The organism is Massilia glaciei, from assembly GCF_003011895.2.
Lineage (GTDB): Bacteria > Pseudomonadota > Gammaproteobacteria > Burkholderiales > Burkholderiaceae_D > Telluria_A > Telluria_A glaciei.
The window spans coordinates 1-24,771 of sequence record NZ_PXWF02000343.1 but is presented as its reverse complement, the minus strand read 5'-3'; the positions used below and the strand labels follow the sequence as shown (position 1 = coordinate 24,771).

The window sequence follows — 24,771 nt, the reverse complement described above, 5'->3', positions numbered from 1 at the left end:
GGCGGCGGTGACGGCGGCGGCGGTGGTGACGGCGGTGGCAGTGGTGGTGGCGGTGGTGACGGCGGTGGCGGTGGTGGCGGCGGCCGTGGCAGTGGTGCAATGTATTGGTGCGATGACGTCGGCGGTGTTGGACACCGCGCCGGTGCTCCACAACTGGTTTCTTATAGAATAGCCGTTCGATTAGCCGTCCCGATTAAGCAGCCCCGATGACCCAAGTCGCCTTCCCCAAGCTGTTGTCGTCCCAGATCGCGTTCGATATCGCACGCACGATCCTCGACGGCTTCGACAAGCACTACCGGCTGTTCCGCCAGACCAGCCAGGTCGCCAAGCGCCATTTCGAAAAGGGCGACTGGGCCGTCGCGCAAAAGGCCGCGCGCGAGCGCATCGGCTTCTACGACCAGCGCGTGCAGGAATGCGTCCAGGTCCTCGAGGACGAATACGACAACGGCGAACTCACCGACGAGGTCTGGCGCGAGCTCAAACTCCATTACATCGGCATGCTGTCGGGCCACAAGCAGCCCGAGCTCGCCGAAACGTTCTTCAATTCGGTCTGCTGCAACATCTTGCACCGCACGTACTTCCACAACGACTTCATCTTCGTGCGCCCGGTGGTCTCGACCGAGTACATCGAAACCGAGGAACTGCTGCCGACCTACCGCGTCTACTACCCGGCCACCGACGGCCTGCGCTTCACAATCAAACGGATCGTGACCAATTTCCAGCTCGACTGCAAATTCGCCGACCTCGACCGCGACGTCGCGCTCGTCGAGCAGCGCCTGATCCAGATCTTCGGCGGCGAGTCGATCGAGCCGAACCACCAGATCCAGGTGCTCTCGAGCCTGTTCTTCCGCAACAAGGGCGCCTACATCGTCGGCAAGGGCATCAACGGCAACAAGGAATACCCGTTCATCGTGCCGATCCTGCACAACCGCAACAACGAGCTGGTGCTCGACACGGTGCTGTTCGACCACGAGCAGATCACGATCCTGTTCTCGTTCACGCGCGCCTACTTTTTGGTCGACATGGAGGTCCCCTCGGCCTTCGTGCAGTTTTTGCGCACCCTGCTGCCGCGCAAGCCGCGCAGCGAGATCTACACCATCCTAGGCCTGCAAAAGCAGGGCAAGACGCTGTTCTACCGCGACTACCTGCAGCACCTCAAGCACACCTCGGACCAGTTCCAGATCGCGCCCGGCATCCGCGGCCTCGTCATGCTGGTGTTCGCCCTGCCCTCGTTCCCGTATGTGTTCAAGGTCATCAAGGATTTCTTCCCGGCGCCCAAGGAGACCACGCGCGCCCAGATCAAGGAGAAATACCTGCTCGTCAAGCACCACGACCGCGTCGGCCGCATGGCCGACACGCTCGAGTACTCGAACGTGGCGTTCCCGCGCGAGCGCTTCTCGGAGGAGCTCATCGCCGAGCTCAACCATTTCGCGCCGTCGCTGGTCGAGCAGGAGGGCGACCGCCTGATCATCCGCCACCTGTACATCGAGCGCCGCATGGTGCCGCTCAACATGTTCCTCGGCAACGCCGAGCAGAAGGGCAACGACGCCCTGATCGAGCACGGCATCGTCGAATACGGCAACGCGATCAAGGAGCTGGTGGCGGCCAACATCTTCCCGGGCGACATGCTCTACAAGAACTTCGGCGTCACCCGCCACGGCCGCGTCGTGTTCTACGACTACGACGAGATCGAATACATCACCGACTGCAATTTCCGCGACATCCCGCAGGCGCGCAACGAGGAGGACGAGATGTCGGCCGAACCGTGGTACTCGGTCGGCAGGCACGACGTGTTCCCGGAACAATTCGGCGCCTTCCTGCTCGGCAACGCGAAGATCCGCAAATATTTCATGCAGCATCACGCGGATCTATTGACCAAAGTCTTCTGGCAGTCGCGCAAGGAGCGCATCATCGAGGGCTTTATCGAAGATGTGTTCCCGTATCCGCAGCAAATCCGTTTTTGCAATCAAACCAATCCGGACACCCCCGCGACCCCCGCGTCGCCTTATTTGGAGAACCTGAACAATGAATGATCCAGTCGTTATCGTCGGCGCAGCCCGCACCCCAATGGGCGCTTTCCAGAGCGATTTCTCATCCAAGAGCGCCAGCGACCTCGGCGCGGTGGCGATCGCCGCCGCGGTCGAACGCGCCGGCGTCGACCCCAAGCTGGTCGAGCACGTCTACTTCGGCAACTGCCTGATGGCCGGCCAGGGCCAGGCACCGGCGCGCCAGGCGGCGATTAAGGGCGGCTTGCCGATGTCGACCGGCGCGGTCACGCTGTCAAAAATGTGCGGCGCCGCGATGCAGGCGACCATCTTCGCGCACGATTCGATCATGGCCGGCAGCGCCGACATCGTCGTCGCCGGCGGCATGGAGTCGATGACCAACGCGCCCTACCTGGTGCCGAAGGCGCGCGGCGGCTACCGCATCGGCCACGGCATGATGTTCGACCACATGATGTACGACGGCCTCGAGGACGCCTACTCGCGCAACGAGAAAACCGGCGAGGGCCGCTCGATGGGCACCTTCGGCGAGGAGTGCGCTGCCACCTACGCGTTCACGCGCGAGGCCCAGGACGCGTTCGCGATCACCTCGGTCAAGCGCGCGCAGGAGGCCACCAAAGAGGGCCACTTCAAGTGGGAGATCGCGCCCGTGACCGTCAGCGGGCGCGGCGGCGACACCGTCATCGACCAGGACGAGGGCCCGCTCAAGGCCAAGCTCGACAAAATTCCAAGCCTGCGCGCCGCCTTCAAAAAGGACGGCACCATCACCGCCGCCTCGTCGTCGTCGATCAACGACGGCGCCGCCGCGCTGGTGCTGATGCGCGAATCGAAGGCCAGGGAACTGGGCCTGACCGTGATCGCCAAAATAGTCGGCCACGCCACCTTCGCCCAGGAGCCGAACCTGTTCACCACCGCCCCCGTCGACGCGATGAAAAAACTGTTCGCCAAGACCGGCTGGAGCGCGAAGGACGTCGACCTGTTCGAGATCAACGAGGCGTTCGCCGTGGTGCCGATGGCCGCCATGCACGACCTCGACATCCCGCACAGCAAGGTCAACATCCACGGCGGCGCCTGCGCGCTGGGCCACCCGATCGGCGCCTCCGGCGCGCGCATCATCGTCACCCTGCTCGGCGCGCTCAAAAAGACCGGCGGCAAGCGCGGCGTGGCCTCGCTGTGCATCGGCGGCGGCGAAGCGACCGCGATGGCGATCGAAATGGCGTGAGCGGTGCGCGACCATGCCTAGCGCACTCATCATCGGCGCCTCGCGCGGCATCGGCCATGAACTGGTGCGCCAGTACCTGGCCGACGGCTGGCGCGTGCTCGCCACCGCGCGCAAGCCGGCCGACTGCGCGGCGCTGGCCGCGCTCGGGGCCGAGCCGCTGCAGCTCGACGTCAACGACGCCGGCCAGATCGCCGCGCTGGGCTGGAGGCTCGACGGCGGGCGGCTCGACGTCGCCATCCTCAACGCGGGCCTGTACGGCCCGCGCGAGGGCGAGTGTCCGACCGAGGCCGAATTCGACGCCGTGATGCACACCAATGTGCTCGCGGCGATGCGCATTTTGCCGCTGGTGGCGCCGGCCGTGTGCGCCGCGCGCGGCAAGCTGGCCGTGCTGTCGTCGCAAATGGGCTCGCTCGGCGCGCGCCACAGCCCGGTCGCCACGCTGTACCGCGCGAGCAAGGCGGCGCTCAACTCGGTGCTGGTCGACGCCAGCCTGCGTTTCGGGCCGCAGGGCGCGACCTGCGTCGCCTTCCATCCGGGCTGGGTGCGCACCGACATGGGCGGCGCCCACGCCGACCTGCCGGTCGAGCACAGCGTGACCGGCCTGCGCGCCACGCTGGCCGCGCTCGGCCCTTCGGCCAACGGCGGTTTCCTCAATTACGACGGCACACCGATTCCCTGGTGAGCCACCCACAACGCAGTAACAATCAAGACGATCAAGACCTATGATACTGACCGACGAACACCAGATGATCCGCGACGCCCTGCGCAGTTTTTCCCAGGAGCGCCTCAGGCCGAGCGCGGCGCGCTGGGACCGCGAGCACCACTTCCCGGCCGCCGAGCTCAAGGAGCTGGCCGCGCTCGGCGCCTTCGGCGTGGCGGTGCCCGAGGAGCTCGGCGGCGCCGGCCTCGACTACGTCTCGCTCGCGCTGGTGCTCGAGGAGATCGCGGCCGGCGACGGCGGCACCTCGACCATCATCTCGGTCAACAACTGCCCGGTCTGCAGCATCGCCATGATGTACGCGAGCGAGGCACAGAAGCGCCAGTGGCTGCGCCCGCTGGCGCAGGGCGAAATGCTCGGCGCCTTCGCGCTGACCGAGCCGCACACCGGCAGCGACGCCTCGGCGCTGCGCACCACCGCCGTGCGCGAGGGCGCCGAGTACGTACTCAACGGCACCAAGCAGTTCATCACGAGCGGCAAATACGCCGACGTCGCTATCGTGCTGGCGGTGACCGACAAGGCGGCCGGCAAGAAGGGCATCAGCGCGTTCTGGGTGCCGACCACGACCCCGGGCTACATCGTGGCCGGGCTCGAGGAGAAAATGGGCCAGAAGTCGTCCGACACGGCCCAGATCCTGTTCGACAACTGCCGCATCCCGTTTGAAAATTTGATCGGCGAGGAGGGCCAGGGCTACAAGATCGCGCTGTCGGGGCTCGAGGGCGGGCGCATCGGCATCGCCTCGCAGGCGGTCGGCATGGCGCGCGCGGCGTACGAGGCGGCGCTCGCCTACGCGCGCGACCGCGAGACCTTCGGCAAGGCGATCTTCGAGCACCAGTCGGTGCAATTCCGGCTGGCCGACATGGCGACCCGGATCGAGGCGGCGCGCCAGCTGATCCACCACGCGGCGGCCATGAAGGACGCCGGCCTGCCGTGCCTGAAGGAGGCGGCGATGGCCAAGCTGTTCGCCTCCGAGATGGCCGAGCGGGTCTGCTCGGACGCGATCCAGGTGCACGGCGGCTACGGCTACGTGAGCGACTTCCCGGTCGAGCGCATCTACCGCGACGTGCGCGTGTGCCAGATCTACGAGGGCACCAGCGACATCCAGAAGATCATCATCGCGCGCGGGCTTTGACCGGGCAACGGCGCGTTTGATCGCACCGCGCGGACCGCGTTTCAACAAACCCGAACCGACGCGCGCCCCGCCCGGGCATTTCGGCGGCGGCACGGTCGAACGGTTATGCGAAGCTTTCCATAACCGTTATGGAAAGCGGATGGTTATGGAAAGCTGCCTGCTTGAACGCCGTACGTAGCGGGGCCACAAGCTAATTTTGCTTTCCATAATTTGTCACTGGCGCCGCCCCGGCGGCAGCGGCGGCAGCGTCAACGCAACTTGGGGATGACCGCTTACGCCCCGTAGCTGCCCTTCGTTGTTGGCCTTACTGTCGCGGTCGTAGGCGTCATCCTAGGCATGACGCCTCACACGGATGACTAGGCTCATGAAGCCGAACGCGGCCTTTGCGCTAAAGTCTCAGCATGATTACGTCGAGAACGCCATTGCCATTGAAGCAAATCCGATAATGGATGTAGTCGCTAGGCTCAACTTCTTGCGCTTTAGCCTGGACGGTGAGCCACGTCGAATTGACAACCTCAAACGAGGAATCGTCGCGGGGTGCTTGGTTCGTAAACTCTTCCCAGCGAAATGCAAGCACGTCTAAGAACTTCTTTTCACACTCCTGCTCCATCCAATCTCTGTAGCGGAGCAGTAAATCCCCAAATCGATACAGCAGCTCTACGTTCTCGGCGTCAGCCGCTGACACACCAATGTCAACGCCCTCAAGCCTTTCTACAATGGCGTCGATGGCCATATCGTTTCCTTTTTGGTCTGGCGCAATGTGTGGGCATTAAGGTTCTTTGCGTTCCAGGCGATGAGGGTCAGCTTTTGGCCGGGTGCTGCCGTTGGCGATGCCGGATGGTGTCTGCCTGCCGACCTATCCCCGTCGATTGTACTCGACGGGGATAGGATCGCCACCTTCGGAAAGCGCCCGCACTCCGGCTACGGTTGCTGCGCGTTATGTGGAGCGAATTTGCACTCGATGGCAAGCCGGGCCGGGCTGGGGACCGTGCATCAAAGTCAGCTCTTTCCATAGCAATATGCTTTCCATAAGAACGGAAAACCGGGTTAAGCGGTCGGCGTCACGCGCCGCCGGACCTTAGCTATTCCACTCGACAACGCCCTCGCGCATCTGAAGCGCATCGATCCCCTGTCCGCGCAGCAGCCTGACGGCGTCGGCCGACATGAGGCAGAACGGGCCGCGGCAATACGCGATGACCGGCCTGTCCTTTGGCAATTCGGCCAACCGGTTTCTCAATTCGGCCAGCGGCATCGAGCGCGCGAATGGCAAGTGGCCGGCCTCATACTCATCGCCGGGGCGCACGTCGATCACCACCACCGCGCCGGATTTGGCCTTGCCCAACAGTTCTTCGTGGCTGTTGCCGACCCACTCATGGGTGGCGGCCGAGAGCTGGCCCAGGGCATCCTGCAGTTCGAACAGCCGGTCCTCGGCCAATACGCGCAATGTCACCCAAAGCTGTCCCACCTCGGAACTGGCCAGGCGGTAAATCGTGTATTTCCCCTGCCGCTCGGCTTCGACGAGCCGTGCGGACTTCAGTTCCTTCAAGTGGGCGCTGGCCAGCTTGGCACTGATGCCCGCCTCCTTCGCGAGGGCCTCGACCGTCTTGGGGGACTGCCCCAGCAATTCGATCAGCTCCAGCCGCTTCGGGCTGGCCGCCGCCTTGGCGATGCGCGCCACTTGCTCGTACAGGGCGTCTTTGATTGTTCGGTTGGTCGTCATAGGCGAGAGTGTCAGCGTTTCATTGAGACAGGTCAAGGACCCGGGGCAATTCGGCCTTGCGGAAACGGTAAAGATCCATTATATTCCAATAATCGTTGGATTGTTGGATTGACGACAAAAGGCCGAGAACGTGGCGGACCAGGTTTTTGTATTCCAGGAGGCTCAATGTTTTTCAAGCAGAAAACAAATGACGACGCGTCGATCTCGTACTTCTTCGGCTGCGGCGGACAAGGCGTGGGGATCGCGCTCGACGTGCTGGCCGGGGACGAAGCCTGGTACATCGACCAGGCCCGCCGGCTCAATGTCGAAATCACCCATGTGTTCGATTCACACATCCATGCCGACCACCTGTCCGGTGGCCGGACGCTGGCCGGACTTGCCGGCGCGGCCTACACTCTGCACGAAAGCAATATCGGCAAGACAGGCTTCCCGTTCACACCGGTGCGCGACCAGCAGACAATCGACGCCGGCAACACCCGCGTGCGGGTGCTGCATACGCCGGGCCACACGGAAGACAGCATCTGCCTGCTGCTTTCGGACCGGCGCCGCGCGGACGCGCCATGGTTCATCCTGACCGGCGACACCTTGTTCGTCGGTTCGGTCGGCCGTCCGGACCTCGCGGGACGCGAACAAGAAATGGCGGCCAAGCTCTGGCGTAGCCTGCATGATCGGCTGCTGAACTTGCCCGATGAGCTGGAAATCTTTCCGGGGCACCAGGCGGGCAGCGCATGCGGCGCGGACATCTCTGGAAAGCCGTCGTCGACGATCGGCTTCGAGAAGCGCTGGAACGCTTTGCTTTCTCTTGAGAAGGACGCATTCATAACGGCCCTCACCGCGACGGTCCCACCGCGTCCGGCGGCGATGGAGCGGCTGGTCGCGGCCAATCTGGGCCAGGCGGCGTTTGCATGAGCATGGAACCGGCGCCGCCATCGGTGGCGCCATCCCCGGCCGCCGCCCCCGGCCCAAGGCTTGGACTGCGCGCCAACTGGCGCCAATTCAGCTTGCTGGTCGTGGTCAATGGATTTGTCGGCGCCATGGTCGGGATGGAGCGCAGCATCCTGCCCGCCATCGCCGAACACGAGTTCGAGCTCGTCGCCCACACGGCGATCCTCGCGTTCATTGTCGTCTTCGGCCTTGCCAAGGCCGTCACCAACTATTTTGCGGGCCGCTTCGCCGACGACTACGGACGCAAGGTGGTGCTGGTGGTCGGCTGGCTGATAGCCACACCCGTCCCCTTCATGCTGATGTGGGCGCCGTCCTGGAACTGGATCTTGCTGGCCAACGTTTTTCTTGGCGTGAGCCAGGGGCTGACCTGGTCGACCACGGTGATCATGAAGATCGATCTCGCCGGTCCGAAAAATCGGGGCACGGCGATGGGCATCAACGAATTCGCCGGCTATTTCGCGGTCGGCGCGGCGGCGCTGGCGACAGGCGCGATCGCCGCCAATTATGGCTTGCGGCCGCAGCCGTTCTACCTCGGGGTGGCGTTCGCACTGGCCGGCTTGCTGCTGTCGGTGCTGGTCGTGCGCGAGACGCGCGGCCACGCGCACCTCGAAGCCGCGCTGGCCCCGGCACGCGGCGCGCCGGTCGTGCCATCGCAAGGCGCGATCTTCTGGCACACCAGCGTGCGCGACCCCAACCTGTCGTCGATCAGCCAGGCCGGGCTGGTAAACAACCTCAACGACGGCATGGCATGGGGCTTGTTCCCCTTTGTGTTCGCCGGCGCGGGCATGACCCTGGCCCAGATCGGCACGCTCGCCGCGATCTACCCGGCCGTATGGGGGGTATGCCAACTCGCCACCGGCGCGCTGTCGGACCGCATCGGCCGCAAGGGATTGATCGTGGCGGGGATGTGGGTGCAGGCCGCCGGCATCGCCATCATCGCGTTCCGGTCCTCGTTCGCCTGGTATGCGGCGGGCGCGGTGCTGCTGGGGATTGGGACCGCCATGGTCTATCCGACGCTGCTTGCGGCCATCGGGGACGTGGTCAACCCGCTCTGGCGTGCTTCGACCGTCGGCGTTTACCGCTTCTGGCGCGATCTTGGCTACGCCATCGGCGCCTTGCTGGCGGGCGTGGTGGCCGACCTGTACGGCGTGGTCAGCGCGGTATGGCTGGTCGCCGCGATCACGTTCCTGTCGGGTGTGATTGTCGCTTTCCGAATGCGCGAACCGGGTCTGCCATGAGCCGCCACAAGGGCGCTTCCTGAGGCGCCCCCGCTCAAGGCCCGTTGGCCTGCATGATCTTGAGATTCCTGGCGCACGCGGCCTTGGTGGCGAACACCATGTATTCGCTGACCTTGTCGAGCCGGCACGCGTGCACCGGGTCGGCCAGGCCGAAGCCGCCGCTGGCGGTGTATTCGCAGCGCTGGAACCGGCCCACCATCTCCCGCGGGATCACGGCGCAGCGCGGGCGCTTGCTGCCGGTCCAGTCGAATCCAAAACCGCCCGCCGCCGGCAGTTTGGGGGCGGCGGCCAGGCTTGTGGAAAACAGCAGCGCAAGGCCGCAACAGCCTAGGGTGACGAGTCGCATGAGTCAGTCTCCAATGGGAGTCCCGGCGCTCCCTGCCTCCCACTGAACGCGTGGGCGCGATGCCTTGCCCTCAGAGGCTGAGAGTTTTTCGGGCGCGCCCGAGCAGGCCGCCAGAAAGCGGCAGATCGAGGCGCAAAGCACAGCCATAGCGGGCTATGGCGAGCATTTGCAACGACGAACTGGCGCTTTCTGGCGGGCTGAGCGGGCATGATCGAAAGACTCTCAGCCTCTCAGTCGTCGTCTTCCAGGTTGATCGACGGCAGCGGTTCCTCGAGCTGCACCACGCTGTCGGGGCCGGCGGCGCTGGCCTGCGCCAGCGCGTCCTCGGCGCGGCTGATCATGATGTCGGACGTGTCGCCGGGCGCGTTGGTGGTCAGCCCGACCGAAAACGTGACCTCGCTGCCGGGCGCGACGCTGTCCCAGGCGCATTCGGCCAGGGTTTTCTTGAGCCGCTTGATCGCGACCCCGCCCTGCTCGAGCCAGGTGGCCGGCAGGATGATGCCGAACTCTCCCTCGCTCATGCGCCCGAAACGGTCGAGGATGCGCAGCAGCTTGGTCGAGGCGTCGGCCATCATCTTGAGCACCAGCGCGTCGGCGCTGCCGTGCCGCGCGCGCACCTCGTCGAGGTTGTCGATGATGATGATGGCGAAGCAGAACGGCTGGCCGGTGCGGTACGAGCGGTGCAGTTCGTCCTGCAGCAGCGCGCTCAGGGTGCGCCGATTGAGCACGCCGGTGAGCAGGTCGCGCTGGTTCATCTCGTCCATCTGGGCCGTCAGCTGCGCGACCAGGCGGTCCCTCTCGGCGAGCTGGGCGCCCAGGGCGGCGCAGTTGGGGCAATCGACGTGCTCTTTGTTCATTGATGCATCCATTTCATGGCAGGATTGACTGGCGTGTTTGCCCGCAATATGTTTCAAATATACATCCATTGTTTGCGCCGCGCCATAGCGGCGCCCGGTTGCGGCCCGGGCGGCGCAAAAAAAAAGCCCCGACCGGGGCCGGGGCCAAAAAGGGGAAGTCCATTCCAGCGCGCCCCTGAGAGTGACGTGGCTTACTTGGTGAGCATGCCCACCTTGTCAACAACGAAGGAGGTTTGCAGCGACGAATCCTCGCGCATCGACCGCCTCGCCCATGATGTCCGGGGACGATTCCTTGAAGGCCCTCGGAACGATCGGGAAAGGCGACACTATTCCCCTTGATCGGGACATGTCAAAAAATTAAGCAATTTGGTCGCCGCGGCCGAAACTGTTATTTTTTGAACACTTCTAATAAGAATAACATGATGGCCAGGACACTATTTCATGCCCTGAATTTTCTTGATTCCCTTGATTGCTGACGGCGTGGCGAACCGATATGCTTTTGCGAAAACAACGGATTTCCACGCAAATGAAACAATTGGATAGAGTTGATCGACTAATTCGATTGCACAACTTTCGCGCCGGGACTACACTCAGACCAGATCGCTGAAATCGATAATAAATTGATATTCAACGGCGAGATTCAAAGCGCGCGGGAGATCCCCGGAGACAGCGCCCTTCAGTTAAACGGAAAAAAAATGACAACATTCTCCTGCCTCGCCTTCGTCGTGAACTCACCCCACCAGAGCGGTCCGCCCGCCCCGGGTCCGGCCCGGGGCGCCTAAAGCACCCGCGCGCCCGCGCCGGGCGCGGCCACTGCACATTCAACAGTTTCGACGGGACGTCCTACCGGGCGCTTCGAGGATTTCCGCATTCCACCGGCAGTCGCGGACGGCGTGCGCTTAGCCCAGTTGAGGAGGTTCGCCCCATGCCGCCAGCGGCATCCGGGGCGGGAGCACGTTTATGCTATCCATTGCGACCAAAGTAGAACAATTAGTATCGGAATCGCCGTTCCTGACCGAAGGGATCTCGCTCGGCCTGATCAACCTGTCGGAGCTGGCGCGCCAATTGCGGCCCCAGCTCGAGACCGACCTGTGGAAGCCGGTGGGCCAGGCCGCCGTTGTCATGGCGCTGCGGCGGCTGTCCGACCGCATGCCGGCCAATGGCAAATCGCTGCCGATCGCGCTCGCCCCGCGCGTGGGCGAACTGACCACGCGCAACGAGCTGACGATTTCGACCTACCGCCTGTCGGAGGACAGCCAGGAATGCCAGCGCCGGCTGCTGGCGCTGGCCGAGCCGTACCCGGGCATGTTCGTCAGCGTCACGCGCGGGGTCCATGAAATGCTGGTCGTCTGCAGCCGCCCGCTGACGCACCTGGTCGAGGAGGCCTTCGGCGACGAGCGGCTGCTGGCGCGGGTCGAGAACCTGACGGCGCTGACCTTGCGCCTGAACCCCGACACGCGCGGCACGCCGGGCGTGTACCACGGCGTGCTCAAGAAACTGGCATGGGAAAAGATCAGCGTGATCAACATGATGTGCACGTATTCCGAGCTCACGATCCTGCTCGAGCAATCACAAACCGGCCCGGCGTTCTCGGTGCTGTCGCGCATCGTCACGCACTGAGAGGCCAACGCCAGGGCTGCCGTCGCGAAATCTTCCTTTACTGGGGTCAGACCCCGGTTACGAAATATTGCGGGGCCGCCACAGTCCGTAGTGCGACGACACCTGGGGGCGGACCAAACGCCAGGACTGCCGTCGCGAAATCTTCCTTAACTGGGGTCAGACCCCGGGTCTGACCCCGGGCGTGGCTTGCCACCAAGGGACGGGGTGTGGTCAGGCGCTGACCGCGCCCTCGAGCAGCGTCAGCGTCTGGCGCCGCGTGTCGAGGCTGGCGCGCACGCCCAGCGGGAGCGTGAACTGGTTGCGGATGTGGCCGAACGAGTAGCCCGCCACGGCCGGAATCGCCAGCGGCGCCAGGTGGATGTCGAGCGTCTGGTCGAGCGTGAGCGAGGGCTCGGCGTCGGCCGGGCCGCAATTCTCGCAAATGCCGAAGATCACCGCCGCCGCCTTCGAGAAGCCCTGCGCCATATCCAACTGGGTCAGGTGCCGGTCCATCTTGTAGGGCGGCTCGTTGACCTCCTCCAAAAACAACAGCGCGCCCCGGTAGTCGATCGCGTACGGGGTGCCCGCCAGCGCGCTGACCATGCTCACGTTGCCACCCATCAAAGGCCCGTTCGCCATGCCCTCGCGCACCGTGCGCAGCGCGTAATGCGGCTCCGTCAGGGCGCGCAGGCTGTTTTCGGGCGACATCGCGATCGTGTGGCCGGCGCGCGGGTCGCCCAGCACCGCCAGCATGTGCATGCTTGAATACACCGAGCGGGTCGAGCCGGCGTGCGGTCCGTGGAAGGTGACGATCCCCGCATGGCGTTGGATCGCCAGGTGCAGGGCCGTGATGTCGGAGTAGCCAAGCAGAATCGTCGGATTGGCGCGGATCAGCTTGTAGTCGAGCGCGCCGAGCAGCGAGATGCAGCCCGAGCCGCCCCTGATGCACCAGATGGCGCGCACCCCGGGGTCGGCGAACATCGCGTGCAGGTCGTCCACGCGCTGTTGCACCGAACCGGCATAGTTGCCGTTCATGGCGCGCAGATTAGCGCCGGGGCGCACCCGGAAGCCGAGCGCCTCGATGTTGCGCACCGCTTTTTCGATGCCGGCGTCGCTGGTGTGGCCGCCCGGCGCGACCAGGCCGACGAGATCGCCGTGGCGCAGGCGCGGCGGCTTGATCAGCGCCCGCCGGCCCGGACGCGCGCCGCGCGCCGGCGCCGCCAGCGCGGCGGCAGGCAGCGCGACGGCGGCCGCCGCGAGGCCGGCGAAAGCGCGCCGGCTGAGCTTTTCGCCGATTGGCATGGCCCCGTTCCCGGTTAGAAGAACTTGTAGTTTGCCATCAGCGTCAACGAGCGTCCACGCGGATCGGCCACCCGCGGCTCCCACGAGCTGCCGGCGCCCGAGTTGCTGTCGTAGGTGATCGCGAACGGCGGGTCGGTGTCGAGCAGGTTCTTGACGCCGGCCGTGAGCGTCAGGTTCTTGACGCCCGTGTAGCTGACGCTGGCGTGCCAGAGCGAATACGCATCGACGTTCGGGTTGTAGTTGCCAGGCTTGACGCGGCCGCTGGCCACGCCCGGCAGCACCTGGTCCTTGTAGCCGTCGCGATAGATCTGCTGCAGCATGCCGCTCCACGCGCCCTGGCGGTAGGTCAGGTAGGCGCTGTGCTTCCACTGCAGGCCGAGGTCGCCCGTGAAGGTGAACCGGCCCACCTCGCTCTCGCCGAAGGCGGCGTTGGCCAGCGGGCGCGATTTCTTCTCGAGCAGGTAGGAGCCGTCGATCCCGGCGGTCCACTTGCCGGCCCACAGGGCGCCGTTGGTGCGCGCGCCCGCCTCGATGCCGCGCGTCACGCTCGCGCCCGCGTTGACCCAGCGCTGGTCGATCGTGATCAACTTGCCGCTGGCGTCGCGCCCGAACTGGTTGACGAACAGCGGGTAGTTGGCCACCATCGTCCCCAGGTCGATCGACCTGATGGTGTCGAATTTGCGCACCGCCCACAGGTCGAGGCTGGCCGAAAAGCGCGCCGAAGGCTCGAACACGATGCCGATCGAGCCCTGCTTGGCGGTCTCCGGTCCCAGGTCGACCTTGCCGCCGGTGAGGATGTCCGGGCGCACCGCCTCGCAGCCGGGCTTGGTGCTGTCGACCTTTCCACCCGCGCATTTGCCCGGATCGGCCAGGTCGGCGCCCGCGTGGATCGATTCGGTCACGCCATTGAACAACTGGTTGAACGCCGGCGCGCGGAAGCCCGTGTTGTAGGAGCCGCGCAACAGCAGCTGCTGGGTCGGGGTGTAGCGGAACGACACCTTCGGGTTGAAGGTGTTGCCGAAGCCCGAGTAATGGTCCTGCCGGCCGGCCACGGTCAGCTCGAACTTCTTGGTCACCGGAACGATGACCTCGGCGTAGATCGCGCGGATGTCGCGGCTGACCGCGGCCAGCGCGTTCGGCTCGTCGAACGGCGCGTTCAAGATCGCGGGGCGGCTGGCGGCGGCGCGCGCATCGCCGTTGAAGGAGTAGGTCTCCTTGCGCAGATCGGTGCCGAGCGCGGCCATAACGGCGCCGGCTGGCAGCTGGAAGATCTCGCCCGACAGCGCGGCGTCGAACTGGGTCAGCACGCTCTTGCCGCCATACAGCACGACGCCCCTGGCCGAGGTCGTATTGATAAGGTCGACGGCGGCCTGGGTCTGCTTCTCACCGGCCTTGAGGAAGGGGTTGATCAGGCCCGTGCCCAGGGCGGCGGCCAGCGCGGCCGTGTAGTTGTAACCGCCGCCGAGCGTGGACTGCGATTCGCTCTGGGCCCGCGAGAACCCGACGCGGTAGTCGAACCTGCCCAGCGGCCCGTCGGCGCCGATCTGGAGGCGGCTGGCCTCGGTCGATGTCGCGATCTCGCGGTTGCCGCAATCCATGCAGCGCCAGCGGTAGGCGATCGGCAGGCCGCGGTTGGCCTCGATCGACGGGAAGGCCGCGACGATGGCGTTGAACACGCCGTTGTAGGCCGCGCCCGTGCTCGGGTAGAACGAGGTGGCGGGGAAGTTGCCGCCCGGCGAGGTCTGGTTCGGCGAGAAGCTTTTCTTCACCTCGGTCCGGGAGCCGACCATCTCGGCGAAGAAGTCGTGCTTGCCCCGGCGCAGCGTGCCGCGCGCGATGAAATTGGTGCTCGTGACGGGCTGCTGCAGCACGGCGGCGCGGCCGGTGTCCCAGGCGCACGCGAATTTGGCGGACGCCGTGTCCCACAGGCCATCGTCGTAGGGGGCCTGGCCGTCGATCGAGCCGCAGCCGGCGCCGCCCGGAAGGTCGAGCACGCTGATGGCGGTGTAGGGCTGGGTGCCGCCCGGCAGCGTCGGGCCGGTGTTGCTCTTGCGGCTCAGGATGGTGTCGGCCAGCGAGGTCGCGAACACGTTGGCGAACGGGGTGCCGCGGGTCTCGACCGACAGGCCGCGCTCGGGCTGGAAGGTGTTGACGAAGTCGCGCTCGTTGCCGCGCAACGCCTGGTTCTGGCTGCGCGAGGCCGCCACCAGCACGTTGAAGCCCTGCTCGGCGAGGTCGCCGAAGCCACCCACGGCCGAGACGCGGTCGATGCGCGCGCCGCCGGCCTCGGTCAGGTCGGTGAAGGCCTGCGTTTCGAAACCCTTGTAGTTCTTGCGCAGGATGAAGTTGATCACGCCGCCGATGGCGTCGGTGCCGTAGATCGCCGAGGCGCCGTCCTTGAGCACCTCGACCCGCTCGATGGCGGCGAACGGGATCGAGTTGAGGTCGACTGCCGAGCCCTTCATGCCGTGGGTCGCCACGCGCCGGCCGTTGAGCAGCACCAGCGTGTTGTCGGCGCCCTGGCCGCGCAGGTTGGCCGAGCTGGCGCCGTTGTTGCCGCGTTGCGCGCCCGAGGTCACGTCCGAATTGCTGGCCAGGTTGTCGGAGCCGTTGCCGTTGATGTTGAGCGTGGCGATCAGTTGCTCGGCGTTCACGATGCCCTGCGCCTCGAGCTGCTTGCGGGTGAACACCTCGACCGGCAGCGCGCCCTCCTTGGCGATGCGCTTGATGCTGCTGCCCGTGATTTCGACGCGCTGCATCGTTTCCGGACCCTGCCCGCCGGGCGCGCTCTGGGCCGACACCTGGGCCGACACCGGGGCCGACACCTGGGCCGCCACGCAGATCAGGGCAATCGATTGGGCTAGTTTCTTTAACTTCACGGGACTCTCCTGGGATTTTTATTCGCGCCGGCCGCACGGGCGGCAATGGCGCGTTGGCATGGCATATGGGTGGTTCGCCGAATCAGCGTAACCGCAGCATCCAGCGGCCAGCCAATGAAAATAAGGTTCCGCATTATAACTTTTAGGCATGGATGATCCACCGCCATTGGGCCGCCAAAGCGCGGGTCGGCGGCGGGCCGCCGGCGCCGGCGCCTTTTGTCGCGCAAAAGCGACGGCGGGCCGCCTGCGGGCCGCGCGCCATCCCGCCTGGCGCGCGAACGCGGGGCCGGCCCCGGCGCGCGCGCGCCGGAACCACAACTTTTTTGCATGGCACCGCTGCATTCTTTCATCTCTTTCGTGCGCGCTACGCCTATACTCTAGCCGCATAATCGAACTCAACGAATGATGGCGTAGAACAGACATGGCACTCAATTACATCTGGTCCGGGTTCTTCCTGGTCGGTTTCCTGGCGGCGCTGGCGCAATACATCTTCCTCGGCGACACCGAAGTCTTCAAGCGCATCATCGACGGCACCTTCGACTCGGCCAGGATGGCGGTGATGGACATCGCGCTGCCGCTGGCCGGCATCATGACCTTGTGGCTGGGGCTGATGAACGTGGGCGAAAAGGCCGGCGCGGTCGGCTTCATCGCCAGGATCATCGCCCCGTTCTTCTCGCGCGTGTTCCCGGGCGTGCCCAAGGAACACCCGGCCAACGGCCACATGGTGATGAACTTCTCGGCCAACATGCTCGGGCTCGACAACGCGGCGACCCCGCTCGGCCTCAAGGCGATGGAGAGCCTGCAGACGCTCAACCCGAACAAGGACGAGGCGAGCGACGCCCAGATCATGTTCCTGGTACTGCACACCTCGGGCCTGACCATCATCCCGCTGTCGATCATGGCGCAGCGCGCCGTGATGGGCGCCCAGGACCCGTCCGACATCTTCATCCCGTGCCTGATCGCCACCTTCATCTCGACCCTGACCGGGATCGTGATCGTCGCCGCGCGCCAGCGCATCAACCTGTTCGACCGCGTCATCGTCGCCTGGCTCGGCGGCCTGTCGGCGGCCATCGCCGGCATGGTCTGGTACCTGGTCAACTTCCTGACCAAGCCCGAGATCGAGATCGTCTCGCGCGTGGCCAGCAACATGGTCCTGTGCGCCGTCATCGCCACCTTCATCATCGGGGCGCTGCGCAAGAAGGTCAACGTGTTCGAAACCTTCATCGAGGGCGCCAAGGGCGGCATCCAGACCTCGATCACGATCATGCCCTATCTGGTCGGCATGCTGGTCGCCATCAGCGTGATCCGCAACTCGGGCGTGCTGGGCATGATCGTCAGCGCCGTCGACTGGACGCTGGTCAGGCTCGGGCTCGACACCAGCTGGACGCCGTCGCTGCCGACCGCGCTGATGAAGCCGCTCTCGGGCAGCGGCTCGAAGGCGATGATGATCGACACCATGAAAACCTACGGCGTCGACTCGTTCCCGGGCCGCCTGTCGAGCATCATGCAGGGCTCGGCCGACACCACCTTCTACATCGTGGCCCTGTATTTCGGCTCGGTCGGCATCCGCAAGACGCGCTACGCGATCTCGGCCGGCCTGGCGACCGACATCGCCGGCTGCACGGCCGCGGTGTTCGTCGCCTATCTCTTTTTCGCCTAGGAACCGCATGCGCCTGCTACTCATCGCCGCCCTGTTCGCCTGCCACCCGGGGGCGCGCGCCCAACTGCCCGAGCCGGTCGCGGCGCTGATGGCCAAGTCGGGCATCGCGCCCGACGAGCTCGGGCTGCTGGTGCTGCGCGGCGACGGGGTGGTGCTCGCGCACGGGGCGGAGCGGCCCATGCATCCGGCCTCGACCATCAAGGTGCTGACCACCCTGGTCGGGCTCGAGCAGCTCGGCCCGGTGTTCCGCGGCCGCACCGAGCTGCGCAGCGCGGCGCCGGTCGTCGGCGACACCCTGATGGGCGACCTCGTGGTGCGCGGCGGCGCCGACCCCGACTTCAGCGGCGAAGCGCTGGCCGGCATGCTGCAAAGCCTGCGCAACCAGGGCATCGCGCGCATCAAGGGCAGGCTGGTGTTCGACCGCCAGCTGTTCAACCCGCCACGACTCGACCTCGGGGCGCCGCCGTTCGACGAGTATCCCGAGGCCTACTACAACGTCATCCCCGACGCCCTCATGGTCAACAAGAACATGCTGCAGCTCGACATGCGTTCGGGCGCCGACCAGGTGCGCGTGACGATGGTGCCGGCGCTCGAGGGCGTGAGCGTCGAATCGCGGTTCACCCTGATCGAAGGCGCCTGCGCGAAATGGGAGGACGGCTGGAAGCTGCCCGAGGTGCTGCGCGAGGCCGGCGGCAAGCTCAAGGTGGTCCTGCGCGGCACGTTTCCGAAACACTGCGCCAGTTCGAACAACATCAACATCGTCGACCGCCACGACTACCTCGACCGCCTGCTGCGCCTGGCCTGGGGCCGGCTGGGCGGCACCATCGACGGCCCGACGGTCGACGGCGCGGGCCCGCCCGAGGCGCGCCTGCTGGCCGAGCACAGCGCGCGCGCGCTGCCCGAGCTGGTGCGCGACATCAACAAAATCTCCGACAACACGCTGGCGCGCCTGCTGTACCTGAGCCTGGGAAGCCTCGAGGCGGACCGGGTGGACGGCAGCCGCCCGACACCACCGGTGCCCGGCGCCAACACCCAGACCACGCTGGTCCGCGCCGACCAGGCGGTGCGCGCGTGGCTGCGCGGGCACGGCATCGACGACGCCGGGCTGGTGCTCGAGAACGGATCGGGGCTGTCGCGCCTCGAGCGCATCAGCGCGCGGCAACTGGGCGGCGTGCTGCAAGCGGGGTTGCGCAGCATCTGGGCGCCCGAGTACATGGCGAGCCTGCCAATCGTCGCGATGGACGGCACCATGCGGCGGCGCCTGCCGGACAGCCCGGCGGCCTGGCGCGCGCGCCTCAAAAGCGGCTCGGTCAACAACGTGGTGGCGGTGGCGGGCTACGTGCCCGACATGGCGGGCCAGCAACACGTGGTGGTGGCGATGGTCAACAGTCCGAACGCGGGCCGGGGCCGCGGCGGCGCGGTGCTCGACGCGCTGGTCGACTGGGTCGCGCGCAGGAAATGAGGCCACCATTCAAAAATGCAGGGCACGGGGCCGCGCAATACAAATTTGTTTAGCCTTGATGGTGCCTAGTGTTCGCTGCCGGCGTAGATCCACATCGGCTGCGTCTGGCCGGCGCGTTCGAACCCCATCGATTCATAGAACGCGATCGCATCGCCGTCGGCGGTGAGCATCTGCTGGTGAAAGCCGGCGTAGCGCGCGCACAGCGCCTGCATCATGCGGCGCCCGACGCCTTGGCGCTGGCAGGCGGGGTCGACCAGGAAGTGGGGGAAGTACACCACGAGGTGGCCGTCGGAGATCGCATTGCCCAGGCCCACCAAGCGGCCGGCGCCGTCGCGGGCGGTCACGAGCGCGTGCGAGTTGCGCAGCGCCGCCAACAATTGCCGCGGCTTGTCGGCCGAGGACCAATGATTGGCCCGGTAAAGCGCGACCACCTCGGATTCCTCCAACTGGTCGTCCATTCTGATCTGCATGCCGAGCTCCTTTCCGCAAAACGCAGTCATCTGCCCCCCGGCACCTTGATTGCATAATATCAATAGTTTCGCAAGCGGGTAACGCCGCGCGCAAAACCAAAAAATCAGCAATATTCTGTAACCGGGGTCTGACCCCACTTATGGAATCTTTCGTAACTGGGGTCAGACCCCGATAGCCGGAATTATTCGAAAATACGTGCGCCTACAGAGTGGCAGGGCTGGAGCATAAGCAACACTTTCGCAACCGGGGTCTGACCCCGGTTGCGAAACTTGGAGTACCTGCGGTAGCTGGTTTGCGCCGGCGCGGTCGCCGCGCCCGACTCAGAGGCTGAGAGTTTTTCGGGCGCGCCCGAGCAGGCCGCCAGAAAGCGGCAGATCGAGGCGCAAAGCACAGCCATAGCGGGCTATGGCGAGCATTTGCAACGACGAACTGGCGCTTTCTGGCGGGCTGAGCGGGCATGATCGAAAGACTCTCAGCCTCTCAGGGCTTGGCTGCGACCGGCGCCACCACCGGCGCGCCCGACACTGGCACCGCCGCCGGCACCGTCAGCGCGTCGAGCAGCGCCGCCGTTTCGGCGTCGGGCGTGCCGTCGATCACGGCCGGCCGGTAGCGCATCTGGAAGGCGGTGATGACCGCGCGCGTGGCCGCGTCGAGCACCCCCGTCTGCGGCACCGCGTAGCCGAACACGGCCAGCTGCCGCTGGAACCACCCCACCTCAGGTGCCGCCAGCGCATGCAGCGCGCGCGCCGCGGCGAGCCGCTCGCCATCCGGCCAGACCACCATGCCGGCCTGCGCCAGTTGGTGCCACGGGAACAGCGGCCCCGGATCCTGCTTGCGCTGCGGCGCCACGTCGGCGTGCCCCAGCACGTTCTCGGGCGGGATGTTGTGGCGCTCCATGATTTGCTTGAGCAACAACTTCAGCTGGTCGATCTGGGCCTGCGGGAACGGGTACCAGACCCGCCCCTGCGGCGTGTCGGTGAAGCCCGGGTTGACGATCTCGATCCCCACCGAAGTGGCGTTGAGCTGGGTGTAGGTCTTCCAGTTCGACACCCCCGCGTGGTTCGATTGGCGGCTCTCGTCGACCAGCCGGTAGATCACCGGCTTGGCCTCGTCGCTGATCAGGTAGTGACTGCTGACCACCTGCTCGGTCAGTATTTTGAGCGAGCGCGGCAAGTCGGCGACCGTGTAGTGCAGCACGACGAATTTGACCCGGCTGCTCTGGCCCTTGGCCGTGTGGCTGGTGTCGATGCGCGGCGTCGCGCATCCGGCGAGGAGGGCGACCATCAGTGCGGCAATCAGTGTTTTCATGGCGAGTGGTTGGTTGGTTGATGGGTGTCAGGCTTTCGCCGCCAGGCGCGCGGCCGCGACATGGGCCACGCTGCTAGATCGGGTTAACGCGGTCGCCGCCGGCAGCGCGGCGCGCATGGCGGCGAAGACGCGCGGATGCAGTTCGGCGGCGCGTCCGCTCAGCACCACCGGGCGCGCGCCGTAGCGCGCTTCGAGCGCGCGCGCGAGGCGCGCCAGTTCGACCCCGGCGCCGTGCAAAATCGCCGCCGCGGCCGGGTCGCTGTCGGCCGTCGCGGCCACCGCCAGCGCCAGGCGCCCGACCGCGCCGCGCTGCTGGCCGTAGACGAACTGGCGCGAAAACCGCCAGTCGCTGCCGCCCACCTGCGCGAACACGGCGTGCGCCATGGGCGAGTCGCGCCAGCGGCCCGGGCATTCGTCCTCGCCGCGCCAGATGTGGCGCATCGCCTCGCGCGCGATCCAGAAACCGCCGCCGCCGTCGTCGAGCGTGACGCCGCGCCCGCCCGCGCGGTGCAAGCGCCCGTCGGGGTCGATCCAGGCGCCGATCGATCCGGTGCCCGCGTACACGAGGTAGCCCTGGCCCGGTTCGAAATGGGCGAGATAGGCGATCTCGATGTCGTCGCACAGCGCCACCGCCGGCGCGCCGATGTCGAACAGCGCGGCCAGCATCGGCGCCAGCGCTTCGCCGTCGCCGCCGAAGCCGGTCAGCCCGGCGCGCACGCGGGCCGGCCGCCCGTGCGCCAGCACCGCGGCGGCCAGCGCGGCAAAGGTCTCGGCCGCGCCCCGCCGCCCTTCGGCGCTGCACATCTGCAAAGCCGACAGGCCAGCGACCTCGCCCTCGGCCAGCACCGCGCCTTCGCGCGCGGCCAGCGCCCAGCGCGTCCGGGTGCCCCCGGCGTCGATGCCGAGGCCCAGCGCGCGCGCTTCGCCGATGTCCGGATTTGGCAAGGTGCTTCCTATCTCGCCGCGGCAACCGCCAGGGACAGCGGCGCCATCACCAGCGCGCTCTCGTTGCCGAGGCGGTCGATGGCACTGGCGAAGACGGCGCGCGCCGGTCCAAACGCCGGGTCGTCCGGCACCAGCCATTCGGCCCGCGCCGCCGGCACGACGGCGAAGCGCCATTCGGCGCCGTGGCGCGACCAGAGCGCGAAGTAGGCGCACGTCTTGCCGCCGGTTAGCCTCACCAGCACGCCGCCCTGGGCCCGGCTGCCGCTGGCGTCGGGCGTGTCGGGCACGTCGACGCCGAGCCAGGGCGTGGCCGGCACCAGCGCCGGCTCGGCGTAATGGCCCGCCCTGAGCTGGTCGCCGATGCCCTGGCGGTTGCCCATCAGGGCCGCCATGCTGAAGTGGACGTGGCCGCCCGCGCTCGCACGCGTGCGCGTGAGCCCGACCTGGCGCGGTGATCTCGGCCGCCGCGAAGCCCTTGCTGGACGCCCCGATCCGGCTCGTGAACAGCCCCGGCCACACATGCCGGCCGTGCCGGTTCTGCCCGATCCAGTAGTCGAGCAGCACGCCGTAGGCTTGCGGCGCCTGCCCGATCGGCCAGTAGAGCTGCGGCGACAGGTAGTCGAGCCAGCCGTTCTCGAGCCACAGTTCGGCGTCCGCGTACAGCAGGTCGTACTGGCTGAAGCCGACGATCCCGGCCGGCCTGCGGTCGGGGCGGCCCAGGCCGAACGGGCTGATGCCGAACTTGACCCAGCTTTTCTCGTGGCGGATGCCGGTGTAGAGCTTTTCGATCAGCCCGTTGACGTTCTGGCGCCGCCAGCCGGCCCGTTCGAGCTTGCCGCCGCCGTCGACGTAGCGCTGCCACGAGGGCTGGTCCGGGAACGCGAGCGTCGCCTTCTGCGCGCCCCCGCCGTCGAGCGCGGCGGCCTCGCCGGCGGCGCCGGGCGCCTCGATCGGATAGGGATAGAAGTAGTCGTCGATGTGCACGCCGTCGATGTCGTAGCGGCGCACCACGTCGAGGATCACGTCGAGCGTCTGGCGCGAGGCCGCGCTCGTCGCCCGGGTCCATCCACTGGTAGCGGCCGTACTCCTTGACCGCCGACGGCAGCGTGCGCGACACGTGGCTCGCCGAGTTGGGCGACTTGGCCGTGGCGTGGCGCGCGCGGTAGGGATTGAACCACGCGTGCAGTTCGAGCCCGCGCGCGTGCGCCTGCGTGATCCAGAACTTGAGCGGGTCGTACCACGGCTGCGGGCCCCTGCCCTGGGTGCCCGTGAGGTACTCGGACCACGGCTCGATGGTCGACGAATAGATCGCGTCGGCGCTCGGGCGCACCTGCAGCACGATCGCGTTCAGGTTCAGCGCCCTGGCCTTGTCGAGGATGGCGATCGCCTCGGCCTGCTGCTGCGGCACGCCCAGTCCGGCGCGGCTGGGCCAGTCGATGTTGGCGACGGTCGAGACCCAGGCGGCCCGGAATTCGCGCGGGGCGGGCGGCGGCAGCTCGGACGGCGGCAGCGGCGGCGGCGGCGCCACATCGGGCACCGGCGCCGGCGCCGGCGGCGGGCGCGGCTTGGGCTTGGGCTTGGGCGTCGGCGGGGCCGGTTTGGCCGCCACCGGGGCGGCCGGCTGGACCGTGCCGCAACTGCTCAGCAAACCGGCCAGCGACAGCGCGCCGGCGACACCCGCAAGCGCGAATGCGCGTTTATTTAGATCTGGTGGCAAACCATTCCTTGATGAGTTAATCAGACCTTCACGAACCACTTCTTGCGCCACATGAGGTAGGCAATGCCGAACATGAATGCGTTGAAGAGCAGAGCATAAAGCAAAGACGCGTTGACCGGCGCGATGTCGAGTGCGCGCAGCGGCGCGTACAACGCCCGGCCGAGCGTGACCTTGGCGCCGTCGGCCCCAATCGAGCTGAGCGCGCCGAGCGTTTTGGCGACCAGCCCCGACAAGGTGAAGATGAACAAGGCGTTGACCCCGTAGATCACAAAGGGCCGGGCCCAGCGCGTGGCGGCGGCGCGCACGTCCGCGTGCGCGGTGCCGTCGAGCAGCCAATAGAACGCGGCGAACGCGAGCAGCGCCCAGCCACCCATGAACAGGGCGAACGAGCTGGTCCACAGGCTCTTGTTGATGGGCATCAGGATCGCGTCGAGCGTCGAGCCGAGCGCGAGCAGGAGCAGGCCGGCCAGCAGCATCCACACGGTCTGTTCGGCCTTGGAATGCCCGGTCAGCAGCCAGCGTCCCGCGAGCACGCCCATCAATTGGCTGCACAGCGCCGGGATCGTGCTCAGCAAGCCCTCCGGGTCCCAGGTCTGCGACTGCCGCCACAGGTGGCCGCCCAGCACCATGCGGTCGAGCCAGGCGCCCAGGTCCCGCCCCGGTTCGAGCACTCCGGCCGCGCCGCCGGGCACGGGCATCCACAACATCAGCGCGCTGTACAGGCCGAGCAGGCCGGCGATCCACGCCAGTTGCCCGCGCCAATTAAAGTACAGCACGATCGGCGCGGCCAGCATGGTGCACACGGCGATCCGCTGCAGCACGCCCGGGATGCGCACCTGGTCGAAATTGAAATGCGGGATCAGGTTGAGCGCCAAGCCGATCAGGAAGATGACCAGCGCGCGCTGCCACAGCTTGGCGAGCAGGGCGGGGCGGCTCGCGCCGGCCTCGGCCAGGCGGCCCAGCGACAGGGCCATCGACACGCCCCCGATGAACAAGAAGAACGGGAAGATCGTGTCGGTGAAGGTCCAGCCGTTCCAGCGCGCGTGCGCCAGCTGCGCATGCAGATTGCCCCAGTCGCCAGGATTGTTGACCAGCACCATGGACGCTATCGTGAAGCCGCGGAAGGCGTCGAGCGACAGCAGGCGCGCCGGCGCGGCCATCGGGGGTGGCGCGGGCACCGCCGCGGCCGCGTCTGCGCCGGCCAACTATTTCTTCCCGAATTCGGGATCGATCTTGACCAGCGCCGC

Annotated in this window: 20 protein-coding genes and 2 pseudogenes; 9 read left to right on the top strand and 13 right to left on the bottom strand. The window is 66.7% G+C overall.

Translation table 11 applies throughout. The features are described from left to right. Nucleotides 1–206 precede the first annotated feature (206 nt). Genes aceK through C7C56_RS27345 form a run of 4 tightly spaced genes read left to right on the top strand, consistent with a single transcriptional unit; the run spans nucleotide 207 to nucleotide 5,075 of the window. Nucleotides 207–2,033 carry a bifunctional isocitrate dehydrogenase kinase/phosphatase gene (gene aceK, locus C7C56_RS27360; RefSeq protein ID WP_106760493.1) on the top strand — a complete coding sequence of 609 codons (1,827 nt, stop codon included), beginning with the start codon at nucleotides 207–209 and terminating at the stop codon, nucleotides 2,031–2,033. After that, a complete protein-coding gene (locus C7C56_RS27355) occupies nucleotides 2,026–3,225 on the top strand; it encodes an acetyl-CoA C-acyltransferase (RefSeq protein ID WP_106760492.1) in 1,200 nt (399 codons plus the stop codon). Before aceK ends, C7C56_RS27355 begins: the two co-directional genes overlap by 8 nt. 13 nt (nucleotides 3,226–3,238) lie before the next feature. Next, the gene (locus C7C56_RS27350; protein WP_106760491.1) at nucleotides 3,239–3,907 is read left to right on the top strand and encodes an SDR family oxidoreductase; all 669 of its coding nucleotides are present in this window, start codon (nucleotides 3,239–3,241) and stop codon (nucleotides 3,905–3,907) included. Nucleotides 3,908–3,947: 40 nt separating this feature from the next. Further along, the gene (locus tag C7C56_RS27345; RefSeq protein ID WP_106760490.1) at nucleotides 3,948–5,075 is read left to right on the top strand and encodes an acyl-CoA dehydrogenase family protein; all 1,128 of its coding nucleotides are present in this window, start codon (nucleotides 3,948–3,950) and stop codon (nucleotides 5,073–5,075) included. A gap of 388 nt (nucleotides 5,076–5,463) precedes the next feature. Here the strand turns inward: C7C56_RS27345 and C7C56_RS27340 are convergent, their stop codons facing one another. Together C7C56_RS27340 and C7C56_RS27335 are read right to left on the bottom strand one after the other, a co-directional pair. Beyond that, nucleotides 5,464–5,808 (bottom strand): hypothetical protein, encoded by a 345-nt coding sequence (locus C7C56_RS27340; RefSeq protein WP_106760489.1) that lies wholly within the window; start codon nucleotides 5,806–5,808, stop codon nucleotides 5,464–5,466. Nucleotides 5,809–6,153: 345 nt separating this feature from the next. Next, nucleotides 6,154–6,795, bottom strand: a complete 642-nt coding sequence (locus C7C56_RS27335) for an ArsR/SmtB family transcription factor (RefSeq protein ID WP_106760488.1) — start codon at nucleotides 6,793–6,795, stop codon at nucleotides 6,154–6,156. A 165-nt stretch (nucleotides 6,796–6,960) separates the two neighbouring features. Here C7C56_RS27335 and C7C56_RS27330 point away from each other — a divergent pair, with 165 nt between their 5' ends. After that, nucleotides 6,961–7,704: an MBL fold metallo-hydrolase gene (locus C7C56_RS27330; protein WP_106760487.1), complete on the top strand. Its 744-nt coding sequence runs from the start codon at nucleotides 6,961–6,963 to the stop codon at nucleotides 7,702–7,704. Continuing rightward, nucleotides 7,701–8,978: an MFS transporter gene (locus C7C56_RS27325; RefSeq protein ID WP_106760486.1), complete on the top strand. Its 1,278-nt coding sequence runs from the start codon at nucleotides 7,701–7,703 to the stop codon at nucleotides 8,976–8,978. Before C7C56_RS27330 ends, C7C56_RS27325 begins: the two co-directional genes overlap by 4 nt. A gap of 34 nt (nucleotides 8,979–9,012) precedes the next feature. Here the strand turns inward: C7C56_RS27325 and C7C56_RS27320 are convergent, their stop codons facing one another. Beyond that, nucleotides 9,013–9,324, bottom strand: coding sequence for a hypothetical protein (locus C7C56_RS27320; protein ID WP_106760485.1), 312 nt, complete (start codon nucleotides 9,322–9,324; stop codon nucleotides 9,013–9,015). 230 nt (nucleotides 9,325–9,554) lie between these two features. Next, the gene (locus tag C7C56_RS27315; protein WP_181373393.1) at nucleotides 9,555–10,181 is read right to left on the bottom strand and encodes a GGDEF domain-containing protein; all 627 of its coding nucleotides are present in this window, start codon (nucleotides 10,179–10,181) and stop codon (nucleotides 9,555–9,557) included. Between the two features lie 960 nt (nucleotides 10,182–11,141). Between C7C56_RS27315 and C7C56_RS27310 the strand changes: the two genes are divergently transcribed. Then, nucleotides 11,142–11,801, top strand: coding sequence for a hypothetical protein (locus C7C56_RS27310; RefSeq protein ID WP_106760483.1), 660 nt, complete (start codon nucleotides 11,142–11,144; stop codon nucleotides 11,799–11,801). A 210-nt stretch (nucleotides 11,802–12,011) separates the two neighbouring features. Here the strand turns inward: C7C56_RS27310 and C7C56_RS27305 are convergent, their stop codons facing one another. Together C7C56_RS27305 and C7C56_RS27300 are read right to left on the bottom strand one after the other, a co-directional pair. After that, complete coding sequence (locus C7C56_RS27305) at nucleotides 12,012–13,082, bottom strand: S66 peptidase family protein (protein ID WP_106760482.1); 1,071 nt, start codon at nucleotides 13,080–13,082, stop codon at nucleotides 12,012–12,014. Nucleotides 13,083–13,096: 14 nt separating this feature from the next. Continuing rightward, nucleotides 13,097–15,961, bottom strand: coding sequence for a TonB-dependent receptor domain-containing protein (locus tag C7C56_RS27300; RefSeq protein ID WP_106760481.1), 2,865 nt, complete (start codon nucleotides 15,959–15,961; stop codon nucleotides 13,097–13,099). A 421-nt stretch (nucleotides 15,962–16,382) separates the two neighbouring features. Between C7C56_RS27300 and C7C56_RS27295 the strand changes: the two genes are divergently transcribed. Both C7C56_RS27295 and dacB read left to right on the top strand, forming a co-directional pair. Beyond that, on the top strand, nucleotides 16,383–17,621 hold the full coding sequence (locus C7C56_RS27295) for a spore maturation protein (protein WP_106760480.1): 1,239 nt from the start codon (nucleotides 16,383–16,385) through the stop codon (nucleotides 17,619–17,621). Between the two features lie 7 nt (nucleotides 17,622–17,628). Beyond that, nucleotides 17,629–19,083 carry a D-alanyl-D-alanine carboxypeptidase/D-alanyl-D-alanine endopeptidase gene (dacB, locus tag C7C56_RS27290; protein WP_106760479.1) on the top strand — a complete coding sequence of 485 codons (1,455 nt, stop codon included), beginning with the start codon at nucleotides 17,629–17,631 and terminating at the stop codon, nucleotides 19,081–19,083. Nucleotides 19,084–19,148: 65 nt separating this feature from the next. On the opposite strand, the gene C7C56_RS27285 is transcribed toward dacB, so the two are convergent. From C7C56_RS27285 to C7C56_RS27265, 7 genes and pseudogenes are all read right to left on the bottom strand, one after another. Continuing rightward, nucleotides 19,149–19,553, bottom strand: coding sequence for a GNAT family N-acetyltransferase (locus C7C56_RS27285; RefSeq protein WP_219933242.1), 405 nt, complete (start codon nucleotides 19,551–19,553; stop codon nucleotides 19,149–19,151). A gap of 481 nt (nucleotides 19,554–20,034) precedes the next feature. Continuing rightward, a complete protein-coding gene (locus tag C7C56_RS27280) occupies nucleotides 20,035–20,862 on the bottom strand; it encodes an N-acetylmuramoyl-L-alanine amidase (RefSeq protein ID WP_106760477.1) in 828 nt (275 codons plus the stop codon). 27 nt (nucleotides 20,863–20,889) lie between these two features. Beyond that, nucleotides 20,890–21,807, bottom strand: a complete 918-nt coding sequence (locus tag C7C56_RS27275; protein ID WP_229459041.1) for an N-acetylglucosamine kinase — start codon at nucleotides 21,805–21,807, stop codon at nucleotides 20,890–20,892. An 8-nt stretch (nucleotides 21,808–21,815) separates the two neighbouring features. Then, on the bottom strand, nucleotides 21,816–22,199 hold the full coding sequence (locus C7C56_RS30620; RefSeq protein WP_307719087.1) for a hypothetical protein: 384 nt from the start codon (nucleotides 22,197–22,199) through the stop codon (nucleotides 21,816–21,818). A 154-nt stretch (nucleotides 22,200–22,353) separates the two neighbouring features. Next, nucleotides 22,354–22,791, bottom strand: a pseudogene (locus C7C56_RS30615) (family 10 glycosylhydrolase); the annotation flags it as partial. Nucleotides 22,792–22,984: 193 nt separating this feature from the next. After that, nucleotides 22,985–23,344: pseudogene (locus C7C56_RS30610) on the bottom strand (family 10 glycosylhydrolase); the annotation flags it as partial. Nucleotides 23,345–23,544: 200 nt separating this feature from the next. Continuing rightward, nucleotides 23,545–24,729, bottom strand: a complete 1,185-nt coding sequence (locus tag C7C56_RS27265; protein ID WP_229459040.1) for an acyltransferase family protein — start codon at nucleotides 24,727–24,729, stop codon at nucleotides 23,545–23,547. Nucleotides 24,730–24,771: the final 42 nt, after the last annotated feature.

Bases quoted from the DNA above. Each gene is read 5' to 3' on its own strand.
- C7C56_RS27340 (WP_106760489.1), bottom strand. From the start codon at position 5,808: ATGGCCATCGACGCCATTGTAGAAAGGCTTGAGGGCGTTGACATTGGT.
- C7C56_RS27285 (WP_219933242.1), bottom strand. From the start codon at position 19,553: ATGCAGATCAGAATGGACGACCAGTTGGAGGAATCCGAGGTGGTCGCG.
- aceK (WP_106760493.1), top strand. From the start codon at position 207: ATGACCCAAGTCGCCTTCCCCAAGCTGTTGTCGTCCCAGATCGCGTTC.
- C7C56_RS27325 (WP_106760486.1), top strand. From the start codon at position 7,701: ATGAGCATGGAACCGGCGCCGCCATCGGTGGCGCCATCCCCGGCCGCC.
- C7C56_RS27310 (WP_106760483.1), top strand. From the start codon at position 11,142: ATGCTATCCATTGCGACCAAAGTAGAACAATTAGTATCGGAATCGCCG.
- C7C56_RS27355 (WP_106760492.1), top strand. From the start codon at position 2,026: ATGAATGATCCAGTCGTTATCGTCGGCGCAGCCCGCACCCCAATGGGC.
- C7C56_RS27350 (WP_106760491.1), top strand. From the start codon at position 3,239: ATGCCTAGCGCACTCATCATCGGCGCCTCGCGCGGCATCGGCCATGAA.
- dacB (WP_106760479.1), top strand. From the start codon at position 17,629: ATGCGCCTGCTACTCATCGCCGCCCTGTTCGCCTGCCACCCGGGGGCG.
- C7C56_RS27345 (WP_106760490.1), top strand. From the start codon at position 3,948: ATGATACTGACCGACGAACACCAGATGATCCGCGACGCCCTGCGCAGT.
- C7C56_RS27330 (WP_106760487.1), top strand. From the start codon at position 6,961: ATGTTTTTCAAGCAGAAAACAAATGACGACGCGTCGATCTCGTACTTC.
- C7C56_RS30620 (WP_307719087.1), bottom strand. From the start codon at position 22,199: ATGGCGGCCCTGATGGGCAACCGCCAGGGCATCGGCGACCAGCTCAGG.
- C7C56_RS27335 (WP_106760488.1), bottom strand. From the start codon at position 6,795: ATGACGACCAACCGAACAATCAAAGACGCCCTGTACGAGCAAGTGGCG.
- C7C56_RS27320 (WP_106760485.1), bottom strand. From the start codon at position 9,324: ATGCGACTCGTCACCCTAGGCTGTTGCGGCCTTGCGCTGCTGTTTTCC.
- C7C56_RS27305 (WP_106760482.1), bottom strand. From the start codon at position 13,082: ATGCCAATCGGCGAAAAGCTCAGCCGGCGCGCTTTCGCCGGCCTCGCG.
- C7C56_RS27295 (WP_106760480.1), top strand. From the start codon at position 16,383: ATGGCACTCAATTACATCTGGTCCGGGTTCTTCCTGGTCGGTTTCCTG.
- C7C56_RS27315 (WP_181373393.1), bottom strand. From the start codon at position 10,181: ATGAACAAAGAGCACGTCGATTGCCCCAACTGCGCCGCCCTGGGCGCC.
- C7C56_RS27280 (WP_106760477.1), bottom strand. From the start codon at position 20,862: ATGAAAACACTGATTGCCGCACTGATGGTCGCCCTCCTCGCCGGATGC.